Consider the following 23,656-nt stretch of genomic DNA (forward strand, 5'->3'; position numbering starts at 1 on the left):
TCAGGGGCTCTGCCGGTCCATCTCGATGTCCAGCCAGTCCGCGTGCAGCGTCAGCTTGTCCGCGGAGCAGTAGTAGTCCAGCGGATCCAGGGCCACGCTCATCACCGTGGTCTCCGTGACCGTGCCGTTCTGCCGCCAGACGCCCTGGCCCCGCACGTCCGTGTCGAAGATGATCAGGGTGTCACCGTCCCGGGTGCGGTAACGGCCGCTGATCGTGCCGGTCGACTGGTACTCCCAGCGATCGCCGTCGTGCGTCACGCCGAGCGGCTTGCTGCCGTCGTAACTGTGGGTGAACGTCCCGTCCGCGCGGTAGACGATCGTGCCGCCGCCCGGGCCGACGATCGTGACCCGCTCGCCGCGGACGGTCGTGTCGGTCTCGTAGTGGGTCTTGAGCCACGTCCCGACCAGGCACGGGTCCACGCCCTCGGCCACGGACGGCGCGGGTGACGGGGGGACGGGCGCGGATGAGCCGGCGGGTGCCCCGGTGACGGTGCCGGGACGCGCGGCATCGTCGTCCGGATCCTCGCGGCTCAGCAACGACGGTACGGCGATCGCGGTGGCCAGCACGGCGACCCCGGCCGTGACGGCCGCGAGGATCGCCGTCACCCGCCGGCGTCGCGGGACGGACGTGGCGGTCGTCGCGGGCATCGTTCCGGGCCACGGCGGCGGTACCGCGGGATTTCGCGGCACCGCCGGACTCTGCGGCACCACACCGAAGGCGTGCGGAGGCGTGATCTCCCGGGCCGGGGCCGGGGGTGGCTCCGTGGCGTAGAGCGCCCCCTCGGCCACCACCAGCTCCGGCTGGTCCAGCAGCGACGGCGGCACGCCGAGCGCCTGGTGCAGCAGCGACGCCGCCAGCGGCATCCGGCTCGCGCCGCCGACCAGGAACACGCCGTCCAGACGCCCGGACGCCCCGGCCACCCGCGCGGCCGTCTCCACCGTGCGCGCCAGCACGGGCCGGGCCAGCGCGTCCAGCTCCTCGCGGCCGATCGGTGCCTCGCCGTCGCCGATCGGCAGCGCGATCACCGTGGACGGTGCGCGGGTCAGCACCTCCTTGGCGGTCCGGGCCGCGTCCCACAGCGCACGCCGGGCCCGGCGGTCCGCCCGGGTCGCCGGCGCGGTGAGCCGGGCCCAGGTCGCCGCGTCGTACGCGGACTTCAGGCGGCCGACGATCGCGGCGTCCACGTCCAGCCCGCCGGTGTCGTCCAGGCCCTCGGTCGCGGTGACGGCCAGCCCGGACGGGCTCGCCCGGACCGCGGACGCGTCGAACGTGCCCGCGCCGAAGTCGTAGACCAGCACGGTGCCGCCCAGCGGGACCTTCGCACCGGCCCGGCGCATCACGTAACTCGCGGCCGCGATCGGCTCGCTGACCAGCGTCACGTCCGGGAAGACGCGGCGGGCGGCCGCCTCCAGCCGGGCCCGGCGCGGTGCGGCCCAGGCGGCCGGGTGGGTGAGCGCGGCGTGCGTGACCGGGCCGCCCGCGACCTGCCGCGCCTCCGTCGCCACGTGGGCGAGGATCGCGGCGACGACGTCCTCGATGGCCGGCTGCGCGGCGCCGAGCAGCAGCGTGGCCTCGTCGATGTGCCGTTTCGGGAACGGCTCGAACGCGGCCGGGTCGGACTGCGCCGCGTGCAGCGCGTCCCGGCCGACGACGAGGCGGCCGGCCGGGTCTGCCCACACGGCGGACGGCAGCAGCGGCGAGCCGTCGAAGAGCAGCGGCACCGGTGGCCGGCCGTCGAACGCGATGACGGCGACGGTGTGCGAGGTGCCGAAGTCTATTCCGAGCCGGGCGACGGTCACGCGCACACGATACGGGCTCCGCGCCACCCGGAAAACGGCGGCGAATAAATACTTGCCATTCACGGGGGTGCGCGCTTAATGTAATGAGCAGCTTCGGGGCGGCTGAAGCGAAACGGATGAGGAGACGGTCATGTCGGGTCAGGTGCTTCGCGCGGCACGGTCCGCCGCGGCGTCGTCGGCCCAGGCCTGTCTCGCGGCCCTCGGTTATCTACCCCTGGCCCTCCTTGGCTATCGGGGCGGTTGTCCTAGCTGACCAGCGTCAGCGCGACCACGCCGCCCCTCCCGTCACGGGACCGGGCGGCTTTTCTCTGCCCTCCCGAATTCACTTCTCGCAATTCTTTATATCACCATGCCTCCGTATCCCAATTGGTAGAGGAACGGCGTTGAGGACGCCGTCGATGCGCGTTCGAATCGCGCCGGAGGCACGCAATTCAATAGGGCCCGGGTAGCCCAACTGGCAGGAGGCGCGCCGTTCAGGCCGGCGACAGTGTGCGTTCGAATCGCACCCCGGGCACGTACCAGCAAGATCCACGTACCGACAAGATCTTTGGGGTCGTAGCTCATCGGGAAGAGCACTGTCCTCGCACGGCAGAGGTGGCGGGTTCGAGCCCCGCCGGCTCCACGGAACGACCCGGTCCGCGCACCCGCCGGACCGGCCCACGCGGGTGCGCCGACGCTGGAGAGTCGGGGGCGGCTGTAAACCGTCCGCATCGCTGAGCAGGTTCGAATCCTGTCACCCGCACGCATCGACCGCACGCCCGCATGTCCGCACGCACGCCCGCACGCCCGCATGTCCTGTGAACCATTTTCAACCTGCCTTCGGCCCTGAGGGTGCGGCGCCGCCGTCCGCCGCCGGCGTGTCGGTCCTGGACAGGTTGAAAAAAGTTCAGAGGCGAGGAGCGCGTCTGCAAAGCGCGTCACACCGGTTCGAATCCGGTTGCGGGCTCCATCATCCCCACCGCGTCAGCAATCCACACCACGCGTCAGCAATCCCCGCCGGGCGTCAGCGCGCAGGCTGCCGCGTGGTTGACCAGCGTGGTTACGATCCGCCGGTGACTCTCACCGTTGCTGATCTCACCGGTTACGTCGAGCGTGACCTCGACGCGGATGTGGCTCGCTGGCTGGCCGCCGAGGACCGCGTGGTGGTGCCTGCGTCCACCCGTCCGGTCGCGCCGTTCGCCGCCCGCCTGAGCCCGGCGGACGCCGCCGCGCTGACCGGCCTCGACCGGCGGGTGCGGGCCGGCGCGTTCCCGCAGATCCTGGACGCCTACGACTGGTCGTACGGGTTCGACTTCGCGGCCAACGGCGCCCGCATCGTCGACTCCGACTACGAGACCGAGCTGATCGACGACGACGTCTTCGCGATCGGCGCGGACGGCGGCGGCAACTACCTCGTGGTGCTGACGAACGGCCAGGTCGCGGTCTGGTTCCACGAGGAGGAGGTGCTCGAGGCCGACACCCGCTTCGACAACCTCGACGTCTTCATCTGGTCCATGGTCCGCTTCGCCGCGGTCCGCGCCGGCACGCTGCCCGTGACCGAGGTCGAGGCCGATTTTCGCGCCCTCGCCCAGCCCGGCGCCGTCCACCCCGAGTTCGGCCTGCTGACCCGCATGAAGCACTGACCGGCGGCAACCCGCGCTCAAGCGGCACGCGAGACGCTCCGGGCCGGCGGACAGCGTTCCCGCCGGCCCGGAGCGATGTGCGGTCAGCCGAGCGGGGCCGCGATCCGCCAGGTCGTGTCGGCCGCGAAGCCGGTCGCGCTGTCCTGGGGGGTGTGCGGGCCGCCGGCGGTGGCGATCCACACCTGGGCGCTGTGGTGCCGGATCGCGTGGCCGGCCATGTTGTACGACCGCAGCGTCACGCCGCCCGTGCCCGGCTCCGCGCAGAACGTGGCGTCCCACGGGAAGACCACGCCGCCGTCCGTCGCGTCCAGCCGCAGCCGGAAGTTGGAGTGACGCAGGTAGCGGCCGGGATGGTTGACCGATTCGAGCGAGTAGCAGGACGGGTCGGCCAGTCCGGGCCGGACCGTGAACGTGGCGTCCGCCCGGGTGGTCGCGTCCGAGGCCGTGGTGACCACGGACGTGACGCCGAGCGAGTCCTGGTGCCGCAGGTAGCGGTCGGTGAACCCGGCCGTGGTCACGCCGAGTGAGACGCGCGCGCCCGAGGTCAGGTCCGCGCCGCTGCGCCACCACGGCGACGCGACCTGCCAGGTCGTGTCCGCGGCGAACGACGCCGGGTTCTCGGTCGCCCCCGCGATCCAGACCTCGCCGGCCGTGTGGCGCAGGAACCGGCCGGGCTGGTTGTAGGCCTCGAACGAGACGCCGGCCGCGGTCTTCCCGGTCCGCTGGCAGAACGTGGCGTCCGCGGCGAAGACCGCGGTGCCGTCGGACGCGTCCAGCCGGACCCGGGAGTTCGCGTGCCGCAGGTAGCGGCCGGGGTAGTTGCGCGACTCGAACGACCAGCAGCCGGTCCCGGCCAGCCCGGCCCGGACCCGGAACGTGGTGTCCTGCCGGGACAGCGTGTCACCGACGGTGGAGGTGACGCCGAGCGACGCGGAGTGCCGCAGGTAACGGTCGGTGAAGCCGGGCGTGGTCACGCCGAGCGAGATCGATTCGCCGGGCCGCAGCCAGGCCGCCGCACCCTGGACGGCCAGGTGCGCGGCCCGGACCTGATCGAAGTTCATCTTGAAGACCTGCCGGTCGTACGTGTAAAGGCCGTTGACCTCGTTCTCCACGTCCGTCGGCTCGGTGTAGATCGAACCCGACAGCCCACGCGACCGGATCAGCCCTTGGAGCGTGTCCGTGACCTCGACGTACCGCCGGTTGAGCGCCGCATCGTCCGCGACCATCTCGTAGCTGAACCCGTTGCCCGGGGACCACTCGTGCCCGGCCACGCGCAGCCCGAGCCCGCCGAACTCACCGAGCTGCGCGATCCGGGTCGCGCTGGGCAGAGCCGTCACTCCCGGCCCGACGTAGATGTGGTCGTCGACCACGTCGCCGTTGCCGGGATCTCGCCCGCAGCAGTTGGAGCCGGAGTTGCCGTTCACCAGCCGCGTCGGGTCATAGTTCTTGACCAGGTCGGTGATCCGTGCCTCGTCGTACTCGCCCCATCCCTCGTTGAACGGGATCCACTGCACGATCGACGTGATCCCGCGCAGCTGGTCGATCATCCGCCGCAGTTCGTCCTCGAAGGTGCTTCGGTCGGCGGCGGACGGTGTGACGCCGGTGCGCATCGACGGCATGTCCTGCATGACCAGCAGCCCGAGCCGGTCCGCGTGGTAGAACCAGCGAGCCGGCTCGACCTTGATGTGCTTGCGGACCGTGTTGTAGCCGAGCGCCTTCTGCCGTTCCAGGTCGAAGCGCAGCGCCTCGTCGGTCGGCGCGGTGTAGATGCCGTCCGGCCAGTACCCCTGGTCGAGCGTGCCCATCTGGAAGTAGAACCGCCCGTTCACCACCGGCCGCAGGAACCCGTTCACCACCGCGGTCGAGATGGAACGCATGCCGAAATATCCGCCCACGCTGTCGCCGCCGGAGAGCGTCACGCGCAGGTCGTAGAGGAACGGGTCGTCCGGGCTCCACAGCCGCGCGTTCGGCAACGGGATGCGCAGCCGGGTGCCGGCCGGCGCGGACGCGGTCGCCACCGTGGTGCCGCCGGTGGAGACGGTCGCGGTGACGGTCTGGCCGGCCGCGTTCGCGGTCCGCACATCAAGATCAAGAGCCTGCGCGGGTACGTCCGGAACGGTGTCCAGCCGGGTGATCCGCCCCGCGGCCGTCGGCTCCAGCCACACGCTCTGCCAGATCCCGGACGCCGCGGTGTAGAAGATGCCGCTCGGGTTGAGCCGCTGCTTGCCGAGCGGGATGCCGGCCGCGTCCACCGGCGAGTGGACGCCCACGATGATCTCATTGGTCCCGCCGTTCAGGTGCGGCGTGACGTCCAGTGACCACGCGTCGTACCCGCCGGTGTGCGAGCCCGCGCTGACCCCGTTGATCCAGACGTTGGCCCGCCAGGTCACCGCGCCGAAGTTGAGCTGCACCCGCCGCCCGGACCAGGACGCGGGCACGGTGAACGTACGCCGGTAGAACATGTTGTTCTCGTGCCGCATGATCCCGGACAGCGCGGACTCGACCGGGTACGGCACCAGCACGGTCTCGGCCAGGTTCTGCCCGGTCGGCGGCGTGCCGATCTGCGACGACGCGGCGAACTGCCACTGCCCGTTCAGACTCTGCCAGTCCGCCCGGGTCAGCTGCGGCCGCGGGTACTCCGGCAGCGGATTCGTCAGCGACACCTGCGACGTCCACGGCGTGGACAGCGGCGGCGTCTTCGGGATGTACGCGGCACTCGCGGCGCCGGGATACACCAGGATCGCGGAACCGGCGGCCAGGACGGCGGTCGCCAGCCAGGTCAGGACCTTCTTCATCGGCCTGCTCCCGTAGGGTGGGGTGAAGACGGAGAGAGCGCTTTCAATTAACGTTGTTTATAGAGCGCCCTCAACGCCAACGCAACGGCAGACGTCGATGAATTGGCCCCACCCATGATCGAGGCGTCCCCCACGTCGTCAGAACGACGTGGGGGACGCCTCGATCGCGGACTCTGCCCGACGCCGTCCGCGAGCCGTCAAAAGCCCAGCCGCGCGGCCGCCGCGTCCCACGCGGCCGGGTCGCCGGCCGGCTCGTACCGTGTCAGCTCCTGGGTCTCGCGCAGCAACGCGCGCAGCGCGCTCAGGTCCGGACCGGCCACGCCGGCCGCGCGCGCCTGGACCAGCACGTTGCCGAGCGCGGTCGCCTCGACCGGCCCGGCCAGCACCGGCAGCCCGCACGCGTCCGCGGTCAGCTGGCAGAGCAGCGCGTTGCGGGCGCCGCCGCCGACCACGTGCACCACGTCGACGCGCGTGCCGGAGAGCGCGGCCGCCTCGCGGACCGTGCGACGGTGGGCCAGCGCGAGACTGTCCACGATGGTCCGCACGAACGCGGGCGGGTCCGCCGGCACGGGCTGGCCGGTGCGGCGGCAGAACTCCGCGATGCGGGCCGGCATGTCACCGGGCGCGAGGAAGTCCTCGTGGTCCGGATCGACGACGGAGACGAACGGCTCGCGCGCACCGGCAGCGTCGATCAGGCAACCGAGGTCCGGGTCGCCCCACGTGCGGCAGGACTCCTGGAGCAGCCAGAGGCCCATCACGTTGCGCAGGTACCGGATCGTGCCGTCGACGCCGCCCTCGTTGGTGAAGTTCGCGGCGCGGCTGGCCTCGGTCAGCACCGGCCCGTCCAGCTCCACGCCGACCAGCGACCAGGTGCCGCACGAGATGTACGCGAAGTGCGCGTCCGCGGCCGGCACCGCCACCACCGCCGACGCGGTGTCGTGCGAACCGACCGCGACCACGGCCGGGTTCCCGTCCAGCTCGCGAGCCCGGCCGATCACCGTGCCCGGCTCGCGCAGCGGCGGGAACAGGCCCGCGTCCAGGCCCGCCGCGCCGATCAGTTCGGCCGACCAGGCGCGCTTGCCCAGGTCGTACAGCTGGGTGGTGGAGGCGTTTGTGATCTCCGCACCGATCTCGCCGGTCAGCCAGTAGGCGATCAGGTCAGGGATCATCAGAAAGTGCCGGGCGGCGGCCAGCACCGGCGTGTCCCGCGCGGCCGACAGCTGGTAGAGCGTGTTGAAGTTCAGCTGCTGCAACCCGGTGATGCCGTAGAGCCGCTCCTCGCCGATCGCGGCCGCCACGCTCCGCCAGCTGCCGGTGGTGCGCGCGTCCCGGTAGTGCACCGGGTTGCCGAGCAGCGCGCCGGTGGAGTCGAGCAGCCCGTAGTCGACCGCCCACGAGTCGATGCCGATGCTGTCCACCGGCCCGGACCTGCGCAGCCCCTCCAGCACGCCGCGGTAGAGCGCCAGGATGTCCCAGTGCAGCGTGCCGTTGACCGACACCGGCTCGTTCGGGAAGCGGTGCACCTCGTCGAGGCTCAACGTTGATCCATCAAGCGTCGCCCTGACCACCCGGCCCGACGACGCGCCGAGGTCGACGGCGGCGAAGGTCCTCATCGGAGGAAGGCCGCGGCGACACCCGCGTCGACCGGGATGTGCAGGCCGGTGGTGTGCGACAGCTCGCCCGCGGTCAGCACGAACACCGCGTTCGCCACGTGCTCCGGCAGCACCTCGCGCTTGAGCAGCGTGCGCTGCGCGTAGTAGGCGCCCAGCTCCTCCTCCGGCACGCCGTAGACCGCGGCCCGCTTCGCACCCCAGCCACCGGCGAAGATGCCGGAGCCACGGACCACGCCGTCCGGGTTGATGCCGTTGACGCGGATCCCGTGACCGCCCAGCTCGGCCGCGAGCAGCCGGACCTGGTGCGCCTGGTCGGCCTTGGCCGCGCCGTACGCCACGTTGTTCGGGCCGGCGAAGAGCGAGTTCTTCGACGAGATGTAGACGATGTCGCCGCCCATGCCCTGCGCGACCAGCACCTTCGCGGCCTCGCGGGAGACCAGGAACGAGCCCTTCGCCATCACGTCGTGCTGCAGATCCCAGTCCGCCTCGGTCGTCTCCAGCAGCGGCTTCGACACGGACAGCCCGGCGTTGTTGACGATCAGATCCACGCCGCCGAACGCTCTTGTCGCGGCTGCGAGGGCCTTCGCCACCGCGGCACCGTCCGTCACGTCCGCCTCGACCGCGATCGCCGCGTCCGTACCGCCGATCTCGCTCGCCACCGTCTGTGCGGTCTCGAAGTTGCGGTCCGCGACCACCACGCAGGCGCCCTCGGCCGCGAGCCGCAGCGCGATCGCCCGGCCGATCCCGGAGCCGCCGCCGGTCACGAACGCGACCCGGGTGGCCAGCGGCTTCGGCCGCGGCATGCGCCGCAGCTTCGCCTCCTCCAGGGCCCAGTACTCGATCCGGAACTTCTCCGACTCGTCGATCGGCGCGTAGGTGGAGATCGCCTCCGCACCGCGCATCACGTTGATCGCGTTGACGTAGAACTCGCCGGCCACCCGAGCCGTCTGCTTGTTCGCCCCGAACGAGAACATGCCCACGCCCGGCACCAGCACGATCGCCGGGTCCGCACCGCGCATCGCCGGCGACTCCGCCGTCGCGTGCCGCTCGTAGTAGGCCCGGTAGTCCGCCCGGTACGCCTCGTGGAGCTCGGTCAGCCGCGCGACCGTGTCCTCGATGGACGCGTCCGGAGCCAGATCCAGAACCAGAGGCTTGACCTTGGTACGCAGGAAGTGGTCCGGGCAGGAGGTGCCCTTCTCCGCCAGCTCGCCCAGACGCTCCCGGCCGACGAAGTCCAGCACCTCGGGCACGTCCGTGTAGTGCCCGACCTGCGGTCGATCGGTCGACGCCAGCCCGCGGATCACCGGGAACAGCGCGGCCGCGCGGGCGTGCCGCGCCTCCTCGTCCAGCGGCTCGGTGACGATCGCACCGAACGGATCCGGCCGCCCGTGCGCCTCGATGTAGGCCGCCGCGGTCTCGATGATGGTGATCGAGTTGCGCTCGCACTCCTCGCTGGTCGCACCCCACGCCGTGATGCCGTGCCCGCCCAGGACGCAGCCGATCGCGGCCGGGTTCGCGCGCTGCACCGCCGCGATGTCCAGCCCCAGCTGGAAGCCGGGCCGCCGCCACGGCACCCAGACCACGCGGTCCCCGAAGATCTCCTTGGTCAGCGCCGGCCCGTCCGCCGCGGTCGCGATCGCGATGCCCGCGTCCGGATGCAGGTGATCGACGTGCGCCACGTTCACCAGCCCGTGCATCGCGGTGTCGATCGACGGCGCCGCGCCGCCACGCCCGTGCAGGCAGTAGTCCAACAAGGACACCATCTCGTCCTCGCGCGCCGAATCGACCGGGCCGGCCCCGCCGGCGACGCCCGGATAGACGCCGGCCAGCGCCCGCAGCCGATCGAGCCGCAGCACCGCGAGCCCCTTCTCCCGCAGCGTGCCGAGGTCACCCCCCGACCCCTTCACCCACAGCAACTCCGCCGGCGCACCGGTCACCGGATCCGTCTCGGTCGCCTTCGCGGACGTGTTGCCACCGGCGTAGTTGGTGTTGCGCGGATCCGCGCCCAGCCGGTTGCTGCGGTCCAGCAGATCACGCACTGCGGGGTTCGTCATGGTGTCCTTCTCGCGGAGGTGGTCGAGACGTCCAGGGGAATACCGGATGCCATGAAACGTTTCATGAATTTCGGACAGGTTACGGCGCACGGTATGGCCGGGTCAACCCCCGGCCGACCGCATGAAACGTTCAAGAGCCCCACGCCCCGCACCTGCGGCACATCAGGACCCAGCGGATTTCCCATCTCCGGCGTGGCCACGCCGGGGATGCTCCCGCGGGCACCGGTCGGTCGCAGACCGACCTTCCTGCCGCTCCCCCACCGGTCACCACAAACCCAGCCACCACCCACAGCAAGCCCACCCACCCCAGCCAGACCCTTCACGGCAAACCAACAACAGACCCCACGTCCGCACCCCGCCCAGGCAACCACGGCGCAGCAAGCCGGCCCGGCCCAGCACGCCCGGCCCAGCACGCCCGGCCCAGCACGGCCCAGCACGCCCGGCCCAGCGCGGCCCAGCGCGGCCCAGCACGGCCCAGCGCGGCCCAGCGCGGCCCAGCTCACTGCGCCCGATATTTCATGATATAAAGCCCCGCTCCGGCGATGCGACGCCCGCACGCCATGCCACATCGCCGTAGCGATCATTGAGTGATACGTCAGGTAGATCAACCGGCGGAGTGGATCTACCTGACGTATCACTCAAATGATCGCTGGCGCGGAAAACGCTGAGCTGGAACGACAATTCGGGCGTCGCAGCGGCAGGCCGCGGCCGGGCGGGTGCGTCCGCTTCGGCTACCGAGCCTTTCAGGGTCGAGGTTCGAGCGGCGCTGGCCATGCGGGGCGCCGCGCGCCCGAAATCTCACGCTATAGGGGTTCGACGCTACGGAGCACCGCACACCCTGACGCCAAAAGGCGCGAGAAGACCACGAGGCCGACCGGCACCAGCGGCTGCGGCGCAAGCACGGCACGACGCTGACGGAAGCACGGCGCTGACGGAAGCACGACGCTGACGGAAGCGCGGCGACGGCCGTCAGGAGCGGTTGGCCGTGGAGGCGCGGGCGACGAGTTCCGGGATGAACGTCGCCTGCTCGTGCCGGTGCTGCGCGTTCGTCGCCTCGTCCAGCAGCAGCTTCGCGGCCGCGCGGCCCAGTTCCTGGCGCGGCTGGCGCACCGATGTCAGCGGCACCGCCGCCGCGGCCGCGAACTCGATGTCGTCGAACCCGACGATCGCCAGGTCCTCCGGCACCCGCGCGCCCGCGCCCACCGCCTGCTGCAACAGGCCCAGCGCGAGCAGGTCGTTCGCGCAGAACGCGGCGGTCGGCCGGCGGCGCGCCGCGAGGCCGGCGAGACGCTCCCCGGCGGACCGCCCCTCGCTGACCGTGAGTGCCTCCGTGGGCAGCCACACCAGGTCGTCCGGGTTGCGGTCGAACTCGGCCCAGATCTGGCGCGCGCCCTCCAGCCGCTCGCGGACCTGGCCGATCGAGTCCGGCCCGCCGACGAACGCGACCCGGTCGTGCCCCTGCTCGATCAGGTGCTCGACCGCGATTCGGCCGCCGAGCACGTCGTCGACGCCGACCGAGCAGAAGCCGCCGGAGTCGCGGTGCCGGTCGACGATCACCACCGGGATGCCGCGGCGGGAGATCTCGTCCAGGTGCGGCGCGTCCGCGTTGACCGGCGTGATCAGGATGCCCTGCACGCGCTGCTGGAGCAGGCGGTCGAGGTGCGCCTCCTCGCGCCCGGCCCGGCCGTTGCTGTTGCAGATGAACAGCGACAGGTCCGCGTCCTCAGCGGCCAGCTCGATGCCCTGCGCCACGTCGTTGAAGAACGGGTTGGTCGCGTCCAGCATCACGTAGGCGAGCGTGCGGCTGGTTCCGGCGCGCAGCTGCCGGGCCGACTCGTTGCGCACGAAGCCGAGATCGGCCATGGCCCGTTCGACGCGCTCGCGGGTGGCCGGGCTGACCCGCTCGGGGCGGTTGAGCACGTTGGAGACGGTGCCGAGGGAGACGTCCGCGGCGGCAGCCACGTCCTTGACCGAGGGCGTGCGGGAACCCGGCCGGGCACGTTGCTGGCTCACCAAGGCGAACTCCTGACGGAATTTGAAACGTTGTAGAGACACCCTACGGTACGCACATCCGTGCGAACGGCGTGTTTCCTAACGATTTCCCACGCAGCCTTGACACGTGTGACCGGCGCCACCTAGCGTCACCGTACACCACTTGAAATGTTTCAAATCAATCGACGAGACGCGGAGGTGGCCCGTGACGACAGATCGAAGCGCGTCGTCAGGCCCGGCGTTACTTGAGGTCCTGGACGTCAGCAAGTCCTTCGGCGCCGTGGCCGCCGTGCAGGGCGTCTCCTTCCCACTGTTCGCCGGCGAGGCGCACGCGCTCGTCGGGGAGAACGGCGCCGGCAAGTCCACGATCGTGAAGATGCTGGCCGGCGTGCACCGGCCGGACACCGGCACGCTCCGGGTCGACGGCCACGAGGCTTCCTGGAACTCCCCCGCCGGCGCGAAGGCGGCCGGCATCGCGGTCATCTACCAGGAGCCCACGCTCTTCCCGGACCTCTCCGTCGCGGAGAACATCGCGATGGGCAACGCGCCGCTGACCCGGCTGCGCCAGATCGACCGCAAGTCCATGCGCGCCACGGCCGAGGCGCTCTTCACCCGGCTCGGCGTGCGGATCGATCCGGACCGGCCGGCCCGGGGCCTCTCCATCGCGGACCAGCAGATCGTCGAGATCGCGAAGGCGCTCTCCGTGCACGCCAAGGTGCTGATCATGGACGAGCCGACCGCGGCGCTCTCCGGCGTCGAAGTCGAGCGGCTCTTCTCCGTGGTCCGGTCGCTGCGCGACGAGGGCGCCGCGATCATGTTCATCTCGCACCGGTTCGAGGAGATCACCGCGCTCTGCCAGCGCGTCACGATCATGCGGGACGGCAGACACGTCTGCACCGAGCGGATCGAGGACCTGACGGTCGACGACATGATCCGCCGGATGGTCGGCCGCGACCTGTCCACGCTCTTCGCCAAGCAGGACGTGACGCCCGGCGAGGAGGTGCTGCGCGTCGAGGCCCTCAGCCGCGCGGGCGTGTTCCGCGACATCAGCTTCACCGTGCGGGCCGGCGAGATCGTGGCACTCGCCGGCCTGGTCGGGTCCGGCCGTTCCGAGGTCATGCAGGCCGTGTTCGGCGTCGACCCGTACGACAGCGGCACCGTCACGTTCCTCGGCAAGCGCCTCAGGCCGGGCAACCCGCGCGCCGCGATGAACGCGGGCATGGCGCTCGTCCCGGAGGACCGCCGCCAGCAGGGCCTGGTGATGGACCTGTCGATCGAGCGCAACGTGACGCTCCCCCGCGCCGGCGCGCTCGCCAAACTCGGCCTGCTCTTCGGCGGGGCGGAGCGGCGCGAGGCGACCGACTGGACGCGGAAGCTGCAGACCAAGTTCGGCCGGCTCTCCGACCTGGTCGGCACGCTCTCCGGTGGCAACCAGCAGAAGGTGGTGCTGGCCAAGTGGCTGGCCACCGGGCCGAAGCTGCTGATCGTGGACGAGCCGACCCGGGGCATCGACGTCGGCACCAAGGCCGAGGTGCACCGGCTGATGTCGCAGCTGGCCGCGGACGGCATGGCGGTCGTGATGGTCTCGTCCGAGCTGCCCGAGGTGCTCGGCATGGCCGACCGCGTGCTGGTGCTGCGCGAGGGCCACCTGGTCGCGGAGCTCTCCCGCGCGGACGCCACCGAGGAGACCGTGATGTACGCCGCGATGGGACAGCAGGTGACCGCATGAGCGTCGCGACCGCGGAGATCCGGAAGAACGACAAAAAACCAAGACTCCGCATCGGGTACGTCGTCCGGCAGCGCGAGATGGGCATCGTGCTCGCGCTGGTGGTCCTGGTCGCGTACACCGCGATCAACCAGCCGCGTTTCCTCGGCTCGCAGAGCATCACGGACATCCTGCTCAACACCGCGATCCTGGCCGTGCTCGCGTCCGGCATGGCGGTCGTGGTGATCACCCGGCACATCGACCTGAGCGTCGGCTCGGTGCTCGGCCTGAGCGCGTTCACGGTCGCGACCGTGATGCAGGACAACCAGGGCCTGCCGATGGTGGCCGCGCTCGGGCTGGGCCTGGCAATCGGTGCGGTGGCCGGCGTGGTCAACGGCGCGCTGGTGCACTTCGGCAACGTGCCCGCGCTGGTGGTCACGCTCGGCACGATGTACGCCTACCGCGGCCTCACCTACTCGTGGGCCGGCGGCCAGCAGGTCACGGCGGACGAGGTGCCCCGGCACTTCCTGCGCTTCGCGAACAGCGCGCTTCTCGGCGTACCGTGGCTGGTCCTTATCGCCCTGGTGGTGATCGCCGGCGTCGGCCTGATGATGCGCAACTACCGGATCGGCCGCGAGCTCTACGCGATGGGCTCCAGCCCGCACGCGGCCGGGCTGGCGGGCATCCGGATCGCGCGGAACACCCTGGTCGCGTTCGTGATCAGCGGCGCGCTGGCCGGGCTCGGCGGCGTGCTCTACGCGTCCCGGTTCGGCACCGTCGACGCCTCCTCCGGCAACGGCTACGAGCTGCAGGTCGTCGCGGCCGTGGTGGTCGGCGGCGTGGCGGTCTTCGGCGGCAGCGGCACGATCTGGGGCGCGGGCCTCGGCGCGCTGCTGCTCACCGTGATCGGCAGCGCGCTCGCGGTGCTGGACATCAACCAGTTCTGGCAGCAGGCCATCGTCGGCGCGCTGATCGTGCTGGCCATCGGCGCGGACCGGCTGGTCGCGGTCCGCATCGCCCGCTCGCTTCGGAAGAGGGACTCGCATGTCTGAGCTGAGGGGCCGGCTCGCGAGCTGGGACACCGTGATCATCGGAGTGACCGTCGCGGTGCTGATCGCGGCCACCGCCGGGGTGGAGAACTTCGGCAACGGCACCAACTTCACGTTCCTGATCCTGGACCTGCTGCCGATCGCGCTGATCGCGCTGCCGATGACGATGATCGTGATCACCGGCGAGATCGACCTGAGCGTGGCCAGCACGCTCGGCCTGACCAGCGCGATCATGGGCGACCTGTGGAATCGCGGCCTGACCATCGAGATGATCATCCCGCTCTGCGTGCTGATCGGTGCGCTGCTCGGCGCGGTCAACGGCGTGCTGATCAACCGGCTCGGCCTGCCGTCGCTCGCGGTCACGATCGGCACGCTCGCGCTCTACCGCGGGCTCGCGCTGGTGGTGCTCGGCGACGCCGCGGTCGCGGACTTCCCGTGGGCGTTCACCGGCTGGGTGACCGGCACGATCGGCGGCGGCCCGATCCCGAACGTGCTGATCGTGCTGGTCGTACTCGCGGTGATCTTCGGGGTGGTGCTGCACGCCACGCCGTTCGGCCGCTCGCTGTTCGCGATCGGCGCGAACGACCAGGCGGCCCGCTTCTCCGGCGTCGACGTCGCCAGGACCAAATTCTGGCTGTACGTGGTGAGTGGCGCGATCGCCGGCCTGGCCGGCGTGCTGTGGACACTCCGCTACTCCAGCGCCCGGGCGGACAACGGCGCCGGGCTGGAGCTGGCGGTGGTGGCGGCCGTGCTGCTCGGCGGCGTCTCGATCTTCGGTGGCAGAGGCAGCCTGTGGGGCGTGCTCTCCGGCGTGCTGCTGCTGGCCGTGCTGCAGAACGCGCTGCGCCTGCAGGACGTGTCCGGCCAGGCGCTGAACATCGTGACCGGCGTGCTGCTGATCGCGTCGGTCCTGCTTCCCAACATCATCACCGGCGTTCGCGACTCCCTGCACCGGCGGCGCCTCCGGGCCGTACCCGTGAAGAGTTCTTGATCTTGAAGTTTCCGTGGCACATCAAGGAAGGGCACCCGATGAGGATTCACACCACGCGCGCGCTGGCCGTGGCCACCGCGTCGCTGCTGACGCTCGGCATCGCCGCGTGCGGCGGCACCAGCAAGGGCGACGACGACGGCGCGGCCGGACCGGCGTCCACCGCCAGCGCCGACCCGAACGCCGCGATCAAGGAGGGCCTGAAGATCGCCTTCCTGCCGAAGCAGCTGAACAACCCCTACTCGGACGTGCTGGCCGGTGGCGGCGAGGTCGCGGTCGGCGAACTGAAGGGCGAGTACAAGCTGGTCGGCCCGAACGACGCGGCCGCATCGTCGCAGGTCAGCTACATCAACACGCTGATCCAGCAGCAACAGGACGTGATCGGCATCGCGGCCAACGACCCGAACGCGGTCTGCCCGTCGCTCCAGCAGGCCCGCCAGGCCGGCATCAAGATCGTCTCGTTCGACTCGGACGCGTCGAAGGACTGCCGCGACGTCTTCATCAACCAGGCCACCACGCAGGGCATCGGCGAGAGCCTGGCGAAGATGGCGAACGAGCTGGCCGGCGGCGAGGGCGAGATCGCGATCCTCTCCGCGACGCCGAACGCGACCAACCAGAACGCCTGGATCAAGGTCGTCGAGGAGGAGCTGAAGAAGCCGGAGAACAGCAAGCTCAAGCTGGTCAAGACGGTCTACGGCAACGACGAGGACCAGAAGTCGTTCCAGGAGGCGCAGGGCCTGCTCCAGTCGTACCCGAACCTGAAGGTGATCGTCTCGCCGACCACGGTGGGCATCGCGGCGGCCGCGCGGTACGTCTCCTCCTCCAACTACAAGGGCAAGGTCGCGATCACCGGCCTGGGCCTGCCCAACCAGATGCGGGAGTACGTCAAGGACGGCACCGTCTCGAAGTTCGCGCTCTGGGTCCCGTCCGACATCGGATACCTGGCCGCGTACGCCGGTGCCGCGCTCGCGTCCGGCCAGATCACCGGCGCGCAGGGCGAGAAGTTCACGGCCGGCAAGCTCGGCGAGTACACGATCGCGGCGGACGGCGAGATCGTGCTCGGCCCGCCCACCGAGTTCACCGCGCAGAACATCGACCAGTTCGACTTCTGACCAACTGATCAGGGAGTGGTTGTGCCACGGTACTGCTTCGAACTGCACGTCAAGCCGGATCGCATCGACGAGTACGTGTCGCGCCACCGCGCCGTCTGGCCGGACATGCTGGCCGCGCTGCGGGACACCGGCTGGCGCAACTACTCCCTGTTCCTGCGCCCGGACGGGCTCCTCATCGGATACGTCGAGGCGGACGACCTGGCCGCGGCGCAGGCCGCGATGGCGCGGACCGAGGTCAACGCGCGCTGGCAGTCGGAGATGTCCGAGTTCTTCACCGGCATCGACGGTCGCCCGCCGGACGAGGGGTTCGTGCTGCTGACCGAGGTGTTCAACCTGGACGACCAGCTGGGGAACCTCACCCGGCTCGACACGGAGAAGTGAGTGACATGGCTGACCTGAACGCGGTGAAGCAGGCGCTTCGCGAGCAGCGGATCGAGACGCCGTCCTGGGCGTTCGGCAACTCGGGCACCCGGTTCAAGGTGTTCGCGCAGGCCGGGGTGCCTCGCACGCCGGAGGAGAAGATCGCGGACGCCGCCACCGTGCACCGGTTCACCGGCGTGGCGCCGAGCGTGGCGCTGCACATCCCGTGGGACAAGGTCGCCGACTATGCCAAGTTGTCGGCTTTCGCGGCGGACAGCGGGATCCGGCTCGGGGCGATCAACACGAACGTGTTCCAGGACGACGACTACAAGCTCGGCTCCGTCACCAACCCGGACCCGGCGGTCCGGCGCAAGGCCACGGACCACCTGCTCGAGGCCGTGGACATCATGGACCAGACCGGCTCGCGCGACCTGAAGCTGTGGTTCTCCGACGGCCTCAACTACCCCGGTCAGGACGACCTGCGGACGCGCCAGGACCGGTTGGCCGCGGCGTTGCGGGAGGCCTACGACCGGCTGGGCGACGACCAGCGGATCGTCCTGGAGTACAAGCTGTTCGAGCCCGCGTTCTACGCCACCGACGTGCCGGACTGGGGTACGTCGTACGCGCACTGCGTCGAGCTGGGCCCGAAGGCCACCGTCTGCATCGACACCGGCCACCACGCGCCCGGCACGAACATCGAGTTCATCGTGGCGTTCCTGCTCCGCCAGGGGAAGCTCGGCGCGTTCGACTTCAACAGCCGGTTCTACGCGGACGACGACCTGATGGCCGGCGCGGCCGACCCGTTCCAGCTGTTCCGGATCATGTACGAGATCGTGCGGGCTGATGCTCTGAATCCGGCCTATGGCATCAACTTCATGCTCGACCAGTGCCACAACATCGAGGCGAAGATCCCGGCGATCATCCGGTCCGTGATGAACGTCCAGGAGGCGACCGCGAAGGCGCTGCTGGTGGACCGCGACGCGCTCTTCGCCGCGCAGGCCGCCGGCGACGTGCTGGAGGCGAACTCGGTGCTGATGGACGCGTACAACACGGACGTCCGCCCGCTGCTCCGCGAGGTCCGCGAGGACGCCGGCCTGGACCCGGACCCGATCGCGGCCTACAAGCGCAGCGGTTACCAGGAGAAGATCGTCGCCGACCGGGTCGGCGGCCAGCAGGCCGGCTGGGGCGCCTGAGGTTCCTGAGCCAGGCGTCGTCCCGGCGCCTGGCTCAGGACACCGCGCTGTAGAGCGCCACGTCCTCGTTGCGGTCGGCGAAACGCATCGCCCGGCGCAGCACACCCTCGAACTCATAACCGCAGCGTTCCGCGACCGCCCGGGCCCGCTTGTTCCCCACCATCGTGCGGATCTCCACGCGCCGCATGCCGTACGCGGTGAACGCCGCCTCGGTCAGCGCCGTCACCGCGCGCGTGACCAGGCCCTTCCCCTCGGCGCCCGCGTCCAGCCAGTAGCCGACGTCAGCGATCAGCGTCTGCGGGTCCCGCCGCATGCCGCACGCGCCGACCGGCACGCCCACGTGCTCGATCATCAGATACAGCTCGCGGCCCTCGGCGAACCGATCCAGACCACCGCGAATGTACGACCGGGTGCTCTCCACGGTCGGCCGGTACGCCGCCCACGGCTGCCAGAGCGCGAGCCGGGCCTGGTTACGCGCCATCAGATCGGTGATCGGCTCCGCGTGCCGCTCCTCGGCCAGCGTCAGCCGCAGCCCGTCGCCCAGGTCGAGCGAGAACATCCGCTACTTGGCCTTCGCACAGGTGGCCTGGTAGGTCAGCGGCCAGTCCGCGGACGCCAGGTCCACGGCGGACCCGACCTCGCTGCGGGTGCCGTCCGGTGCCTCAACCAGCACGCGCGTGGACGCCGGCACCGGCGCCTCGACGTCGCAGTCGAACAGGATCGTCACGTCGATCCCCAGCGTGCCGCCGGGTTGTAGCCAGCGCGCCTTCTCCACGTCCGTGGTCATCCGCAGGCCGCCGGCCTCCGCCGAGACCGCGTGCACCACGACCTCGGCCTGCCCGGTGTTCGACACCATGATCCGGCCGCTGGCCCGGACCGAGTGCTCGGCCGGCGTGGTCTCGAAAAACGTCGGGTCGCGCGATATCAGCAACTGCGGTGCGGCCGCGCGGGCCGCCTCGGCCGCCTCGGCCGCCGCGATCCGCGGTCGCAGCACACCGGCGTAGTAGACCCCGCCCCCGCCCGCGACCGCACCGGCGACGAACGCCACGAGCAGGAAGACCAGTGGGAGCCGGCTCCGCTGGTAGGCCAGCCAGCCGGAGGGCTCCGGGGGATCGGCGCGCTCCGGGGTGACGTCCAGCTCGATCACGCGCGCCACCTTACTCCTGCGGGCGCCGATCCGCGGGGCGGCTCTGAATCGTCTCGCACGCACCGTGCCGCATCGCCTGCCACGGCCGCACCGCCGTGATCGGCAGGTCCACCTCGCCGCGACCGCCGTCCGGCGTGTCCACCAGCGCCCGGCCGTGCAGGCCCCGCAACGTGTCGTAGGCGCAGGTGAACGTGATCGTCACGCCCATCGGCGCGGTCGCGCCCGGCGCCACCCGGTGCACCCGCTCGTCGTTCACCGCGATCCGCACTCCCGGCCACTCCGCACTCAGCGCGTGCACCACGGCGGGCTCGTCATCCACGTTCGTCACGGTCGCGATGCCGCGCAGCCGCGCCTCGGGCCCGGTTATCGCCAGCTCGTCGTCGCCGACCGCGACGTGCGCGGTCAGGTCCCGCCCGCTCGCGCCGCCACCGCTGTCACGCAGCCCCAGATAGCCCACGCCGCTCGCCGCGACCAGAGCCAGAGCAAAACCCACGATCACCACAGGCCGCGGGTACGCCGAGAGCCGCTCGCGCAGCCCCGGCGCTCGCACGGGTTCCCGCTCCGTCTCGCCGGAGGTGACGCCGAGCTCGATCACCCGTCCGACCCTACGCTCTCGTCGCCGAGCCGTCGCTTCAAGAGCTCGGCCAGCGGCATCGACTCGCCGTCCCGGCCGCCCTCGCCCACGATCAGCCGCGGCCTCGACGGCGCGAGGGTCACGCCGGTCAGCCGCGCCCACAGCCCGCCCGGCGCGGTCAGCGAGTAGAACTCCGCGTCCGTCCCGACCGCCACCGATCGGTCGGCCCGCAGATACCAACCGCGAAGGCCGGTCCGCAGCCGCCCCGGTCCACCACCGAACGGCACCGCGGTCAACTCCTCCGCCGCGATCCCCCGCTCGCCCGCCTCTCGGACGAATCCCCGCATCAGCTCTCGCGCCTCCGCCACCTCGGCGTCCCGCCGCGCCTCCGCCGCCGACGCGTGCGCCCGGATCGCCCGTTCCCGCTGCTCAGCCCACTCCCCATCGACCACCGCCGCAGCCTACGCCCTTCCTCCCACTCCACCGGTGCCGGAAATATGCCCACTTTCCCCACTCCGCCAACCCCTTTCCCGCCCGCTTCCCCACCACCCCTCCCCCACCCGCTTCCCCCACCCCCTCCCCGCCCGCTCCTCCACCGCTCCAACCGGCCTTCCGCGCCGCCATCTGCGCCAGAACTGCCAGGTCATCGACGAAACCGAGCCAACGGTCATCGCTTCTGGGCATCCCGCCCGCCTGCGCGATCCCTCGAGGTCGCCAACGGCCGTCTCCAGCCACTCGCAGGGCCTCAACCGACACCGCGATCTCGACTCCCAGCGAGCCGTGCGTCATATACCGAAATTTCGGATGGGAGCGGCGAGGCGCCAGTTGAATAAGGCCCGCTCGCCATTCCAGGCGGCAGCCATTCCACCCATCGAAACCGATCTTCCGATGAGTGGGAACCAAGATCCTTCCAGCCCACATTGCTGTTTCGACCCGCGCGAAACAGCAATGTGGGCTGGAAGGATCTTGAGATGCCGCGATGCGCCTCATGCATCCCGACGCGCAGTCCGCAATAAGCGGATTTTACGGGCGCGAGCGCCCGATCCGGCCAAACTCGGCGCTGGACCGACCCGATCGGCCCCACCCGACCATCCACGACCCGCCGGCCGGCGGCGCGGAGCAGCCCGCCGGTCTGTGCACCACGCGATACGCCACAGCCCGCGCTGACGGCAATCACCAACGACACTCCGGCTCGTCGACGCCAGTTCTCGCACCACGAACCCGCACCAGCCAACGCAACAGTCATCAACACCAGTTCTCACACCACGAACCCGCACCAGCCAACGCAACAGCGATCGACGCTGGCTCTTCCACTGCATATCCGCACCAGCCAGCGAAACTCCAGCCCATCAGCGCCGGCTCCTGCACCACGGATCCGCACCAACCAGCGCTCACGACACCCGACAGCGCAACACCGGCTCATCCGAGCCGGTTCTGTGCAGCAGCCGCCCGTCGAGCCGCGGCGGCCGGCGAACAGAGATGAAGGCGGAGCCGCGCCGTTCTTCCGGTGACCGGGCCGGAACCGGCTCCGATGCGGCGTCCGGAGCGGCGGCGGAGGCCGCCGCGAGGTTGGCCCGCGGGAGCACGCCCAGCGCGACCACACCGGAAGCGGGAAAAGCGGCTCTTGTGACGGATGTGTGGGTGGTTGGTGGTCATCTATTGGGGAGGGTGGGGCGGTGGCCGCCGAGGTGGAGCATGGCGAGGGCGATGATGGGTTCGGGTGAGTGGAATCCGAAGCCTCTGCGGATGATGAGCCGGATTTTGGTGTTGGTGGATTCGATGAGGGCGTTGGATAGCCGGTGGGTGATGGCGGCGATGATCGGTTCGCGGTGGTGGGTGATGGAGCGGGCGAGGGTGGTGAAGGGGGTGAGGCGGCTGCGGCGGGCCCAGGAGATCCATTTGTCGAGGGCTTCGATGGCTTCGTCGGGGTCGCGGCGGGCGATCGTGAAGACGGTGCGTAGGCCTTCTTTCAACGCCCAGGCGCGGTAGAGGGCGGGCTGGGTTTTCGCGATCCAGTCGAGTTGTTCGCGTTGTCCTTCGGTGAGGGTGTCGGGGTTTTTCCAGAGGGCCCAGCGGGCGTTCTTGAGGGTTTTCACTGCGCCTTTGGGCCGGTCGTTGGGGTTCGCGGGTCGGGTTCCCTGGGCGGCTTTGCGGATCTGGTTCCAGGTGGTGCGGCGTTGTTCGTCGAGGGCTTTGGTGGCCCAGGCGACGATGTGGAACGGGTCGGCGCAGCGGATTGCTTGTGGGCAGTGGGTGGTGACGGCTTGCCGGATCCAGGCGGCGGCATCACTGGTGACGTGGGTGATTCGGGCGCAGCGGTCGGGTCCGAGTTGGGTGAAGAACTCGGTCAGGGTGGTGGCGTCGGCGCCGGGTGCGGCCCAGACGAGGCGGCCGGTGTCGTGGTCGACGATGACGGTGAGGAATTTGTGTCCTTTGCGGTAGGAGATCTCGTCGATCCCGATCCGTGTGAGGCCGTTGAGCAGGTCGGTGTGTTGTGCGGTGTCGGCCCAGACCCGGGCGACGATCGCCCCGACGGTCCGCCATGCGATGCGCATCAACTGGGTGACCGCCGCCTTGGAGCAGGTCGTGGCGAGCCAGGCCACGGTCTGGTCGAAGCCGAGGGTGTGCCCGGCATGGTGCCGGGCCCACGGGACGCCGGCTACGACGATGCCGTGCTCGGGGCACGAGACCCGTGGGGCGTCCGCTTCGACGTAGGCGATGATCGTGCCGAGGTCCAGGGCCCGCCACCGCCGCCGGCCGGAACCCTGGTCATAGCCCGGACTACGACGGCCGCAGAGCCCGCACCGGCGACGGTGCCCCCGGGCCGGCCGCACCGACGCGACCAGCAGATTCTGTTCCTCGTCGAACTCGACACGCTCAACGACAGCCTTCTGGAGTCCGAGCATCCGAGCCCATACCCTGGCATCACGCACGCCGTTGACCTGCACTTTCTACGCTCTGACTCTAGTCAAGACAGAACGTAAGCAGGCCAACGGCGTGCGCTACCCCAAACCCCCAAAAACACCCACACAAACGTCACAAGCACCGGAAAAGCAGTCTTTCGGAGCTCTGGCGGCGCAGCCCGGGAAAGTTCTTGGAGAATTTCTGGCCGCGTGTCGAAAAGTGTGAGGCGCCGAACGAGGAACAGGTGAGAGCGCATCCGGGGGCCGCTAGGGTCGCCGGAGCGACAGAAGAGGGAGCAGTGACATGCGGGTTCTGGTCATGATCAAGGGGAACGGCGCCGACGAGGACCGGATCGCGCCGACCACCGAGATGCTGGCGCGGATGGGTGAGTACAACGAGGAGCTGGTCAAGGCCGGGATCATGCTCGGCGGCGAGGGGCTGAAGCCCACGTCGGCCGGGGCGAAGGTGGTCTTCGCGGTGAGCGGCGACACCTCCGTGGTGGACGGGCCGTTCACCGAGTCGAAGGAGGTCATCGCCGGCTACTGGATCTGGCAGGTCTCCTCGATGGAGGAGGCGGTCGAGTGGGCGAAGCGGTGCCCGCACGACCCCCAGTTCGGCTCCGAGGAGGTGCTGGAGATCCGGCCGTTCTTCGAGATGGAGGACTTCGGCGACGCGATGACGCCGGAGCTGCGGGAGAAGGAAGAGGAGCTGGCTCGCCAGATCCAGTCCCAGCAGCGGGAGTCCTGAC

At 70.5% G+C, this 23,656-nt stretch carries 18 protein-coding genes and 4 tRNA genes; 12 read left to right on the plus strand and 10 right to left on the minus strand.

Features of this window, described 5'->3' with window-relative positions; translation table 11 throughout:
* Positions 1-1,800 (minus strand): Hsp70 family protein, encoded by a 1,800-nt coding sequence (locus tag J2S43_RS26100; protein WP_306833564.1) that lies wholly within the window; start codon positions 1,798-1,800, stop codon positions 1-3.
* Positions 1,801-2,151: 351 nt separating this feature from the next.
* On the opposite strand from J2S43_RS26100, the gene J2S43_RS26105 reads away from it, so the two are divergent.
* The 5 genes from J2S43_RS26105 (at position 2,152) to J2S43_RS26125 (ending at position 3,422) form a co-directional block, all read left to right on the plus strand.
* Positions 2,152-2,225: transfer RNA gene (locus tag J2S43_RS26105), tRNA-Leu, on the plus strand.
* Positions 2,226-2,239: 14 nt separating this feature from the next.
* A tRNA-Leu gene (locus J2S43_RS26110) sits at positions 2,240-2,314 on the plus strand.
* Positions 2,315-2,349: 35 nt separating this feature from the next.
* Positions 2,350-2,422 (plus strand) — tRNA-Ala (locus tag J2S43_RS26115).
* Between the two features lie 39 nt (positions 2,423-2,461).
* Positions 2,462-2,542: transfer RNA gene (locus tag J2S43_RS26120), tRNA-Tyr, on the plus strand.
* A 310-nt stretch (positions 2,543-2,852) separates the two neighbouring features.
* Positions 2,853-3,422 carry a hypothetical protein gene (locus J2S43_RS26125; protein ID WP_306833566.1) on the plus strand — a complete coding sequence of 190 codons (570 nt, stop codon included), beginning with the start codon at positions 2,853-2,855 and terminating at the stop codon, positions 3,420-3,422.
* Positions 3,423-3,505: 83 nt separating this feature from the next.
* Here the strand turns inward: J2S43_RS26125 and J2S43_RS26130 are convergent, their stop codons facing one another.
* From J2S43_RS26130 to J2S43_RS26145, 4 genes are all read right to left on the minus strand, one after another.
* Positions 3,506-6,217, minus strand: coding sequence for an AbfB domain-containing protein (locus J2S43_RS26130; protein ID WP_306833568.1), 2,712 nt, complete (start codon positions 6,215-6,217; stop codon positions 3,506-3,508).
* A 197-nt stretch (positions 6,218-6,414) separates the two neighbouring features.
* Positions 6,415-7,830 carry a rhamnulokinase gene (locus J2S43_RS26135; RefSeq protein WP_306833569.1) on the minus strand — a complete coding sequence of 472 codons (1,416 nt, stop codon included), beginning with the start codon at positions 7,828-7,830 and terminating at the stop codon, positions 6,415-6,417.
* On the minus strand, positions 7,827-9,884 hold the full coding sequence (locus J2S43_RS26140; RefSeq protein ID WP_306833571.1) for a bifunctional aldolase/short-chain dehydrogenase: 2,058 nt from the start codon (positions 9,882-9,884) through the stop codon (positions 7,827-7,829). Before J2S43_RS26140 ends, J2S43_RS26135 begins: the two co-directional genes overlap by 4 nt.
* Before the next feature lie 969 nt (positions 9,885-10,853).
* The gene (locus tag J2S43_RS26145; protein ID WP_306833573.1) at positions 10,854-11,897 is read right to left on the minus strand and encodes a LacI family DNA-binding transcriptional regulator; all 1,044 of its coding nucleotides are present in this window, start codon (positions 11,895-11,897) and stop codon (positions 10,854-10,856) included.
* Positions 11,898-12,081: 184 nt separating this feature from the next.
* On the opposite strand from J2S43_RS26145, the gene J2S43_RS26150 reads away from it, so the two are divergent.
* Genes J2S43_RS26150 through rhaI form a run of 6 tightly spaced genes read left to right on the plus strand, consistent with a single transcriptional unit; the run spans position 12,082 to position 18,283 of the window.
* Positions 12,082-13,605, plus strand: coding sequence for a sugar ABC transporter ATP-binding protein (locus tag J2S43_RS26150; RefSeq protein ID WP_306833575.1), 1,524 nt, complete (start codon positions 12,082-12,084; stop codon positions 13,603-13,605).
* Positions 13,602-14,633, plus strand: coding sequence for an ABC transporter permease (locus J2S43_RS26155; RefSeq protein WP_306833577.1), 1,032 nt, complete (start codon positions 13,602-13,604; stop codon positions 14,631-14,633). Before J2S43_RS26150 ends, J2S43_RS26155 begins: the two co-directional genes overlap by 4 nt.
* The gene (locus J2S43_RS26160; protein WP_306833579.1) at positions 14,626-15,621 is read left to right on the plus strand and encodes an ABC transporter permease; all 996 of its coding nucleotides are present in this window, start codon (positions 14,626-14,628) and stop codon (positions 15,619-15,621) included. The genes J2S43_RS26155 and J2S43_RS26160 overlap by 8 nt, the downstream gene beginning before the upstream one ends.
* A gap of 38 nt (positions 15,622-15,659) precedes the next feature.
* The gene (rhaS, locus tag J2S43_RS26165; RefSeq protein ID WP_306833581.1) at positions 15,660-16,730 is read left to right on the plus strand and encodes a rhamnose ABC transporter substrate-binding protein; all 1,071 of its coding nucleotides are present in this window, start codon (positions 15,660-15,662) and stop codon (positions 16,728-16,730) included.
* A 21-nt stretch (positions 16,731-16,751) separates the two neighbouring features.
* Positions 16,752-17,111 carry an L-rhamnose mutarotase gene (locus J2S43_RS26170; RefSeq protein WP_306833583.1) on the plus strand — a complete coding sequence of 120 codons (360 nt, stop codon included), beginning with the start codon at positions 16,752-16,754 and terminating at the stop codon, positions 17,109-17,111.
* A gap of 5 nt (positions 17,112-17,116) precedes the next feature.
* Complete coding sequence (gene rhaI, locus J2S43_RS26175) at positions 17,117-18,283, plus strand: L-rhamnose isomerase (RefSeq protein WP_306833585.1); 1,167 nt, start codon at positions 17,117-17,119, stop codon at positions 18,281-18,283.
* Between the two features lie 34 nt (positions 18,284-18,317).
* Here rhaI and J2S43_RS26180 read toward each other — a convergent pair whose 3' ends face one another.
* The 5 genes from J2S43_RS26180 to J2S43_RS26200 form a co-directional block, all read right to left on the minus strand.
* Entirely contained in the window at positions 18,318-18,842 is a 525-nt protein-coding gene (locus J2S43_RS26180) for a GNAT family N-acetyltransferase (RefSeq protein ID WP_306833586.1), read from the minus strand.
* Between the two features lie 3 nt (positions 18,843-18,845).
* Positions 18,846-19,430 (minus strand): hypothetical protein, encoded by a 585-nt coding sequence (locus J2S43_RS26185; protein ID WP_306833589.1) that lies wholly within the window; start codon positions 19,428-19,430, stop codon positions 18,846-18,848.
* 10 nt (positions 19,431-19,440) lie between these two features.
* Positions 19,441-20,025 (minus strand): hypothetical protein, encoded by a 585-nt coding sequence (locus tag J2S43_RS26190; protein WP_306833591.1) that lies wholly within the window; start codon positions 20,023-20,025, stop codon positions 19,441-19,443.
* The gene (locus tag J2S43_RS26195; protein ID WP_306833593.1) at positions 20,022-20,456 is read right to left on the minus strand and encodes a hypothetical protein; all 435 of its coding nucleotides are present in this window, start codon (positions 20,454-20,456) and stop codon (positions 20,022-20,024) included. Before J2S43_RS26195 ends, J2S43_RS26190 begins: the two co-directional genes overlap by 4 nt.
* Positions 20,457-21,656: 1,200 nt before the next feature.
* Complete coding sequence (locus J2S43_RS26200; protein ID WP_306839447.1) at positions 21,657-22,937, minus strand: ISL3 family transposase; 1,281 nt, start codon at positions 22,935-22,937, stop codon at positions 21,657-21,659.
* Positions 22,938-23,211: 274 nt separating this feature from the next.
* Here J2S43_RS26200 and J2S43_RS26205 point away from each other — a divergent pair, with 274 nt between their 5' ends.
* Positions 23,212-23,655, plus strand: a complete 444-nt coding sequence (locus J2S43_RS26205; protein ID WP_306833596.1) for a YciI family protein — start codon at positions 23,212-23,214, stop codon at positions 23,653-23,655.
* Position 23,656 lies beyond the last annotated feature (1 nt).

It is taken from the genome of Catenuloplanes nepalensis (assembly GCF_030811575.1).
In the GTDB taxonomy this organism is placed as follows: Bacteria; Actinomycetota; Actinomycetes; order Mycobacteriales; family Micromonosporaceae; genus Catenuloplanes; species Catenuloplanes nepalensis.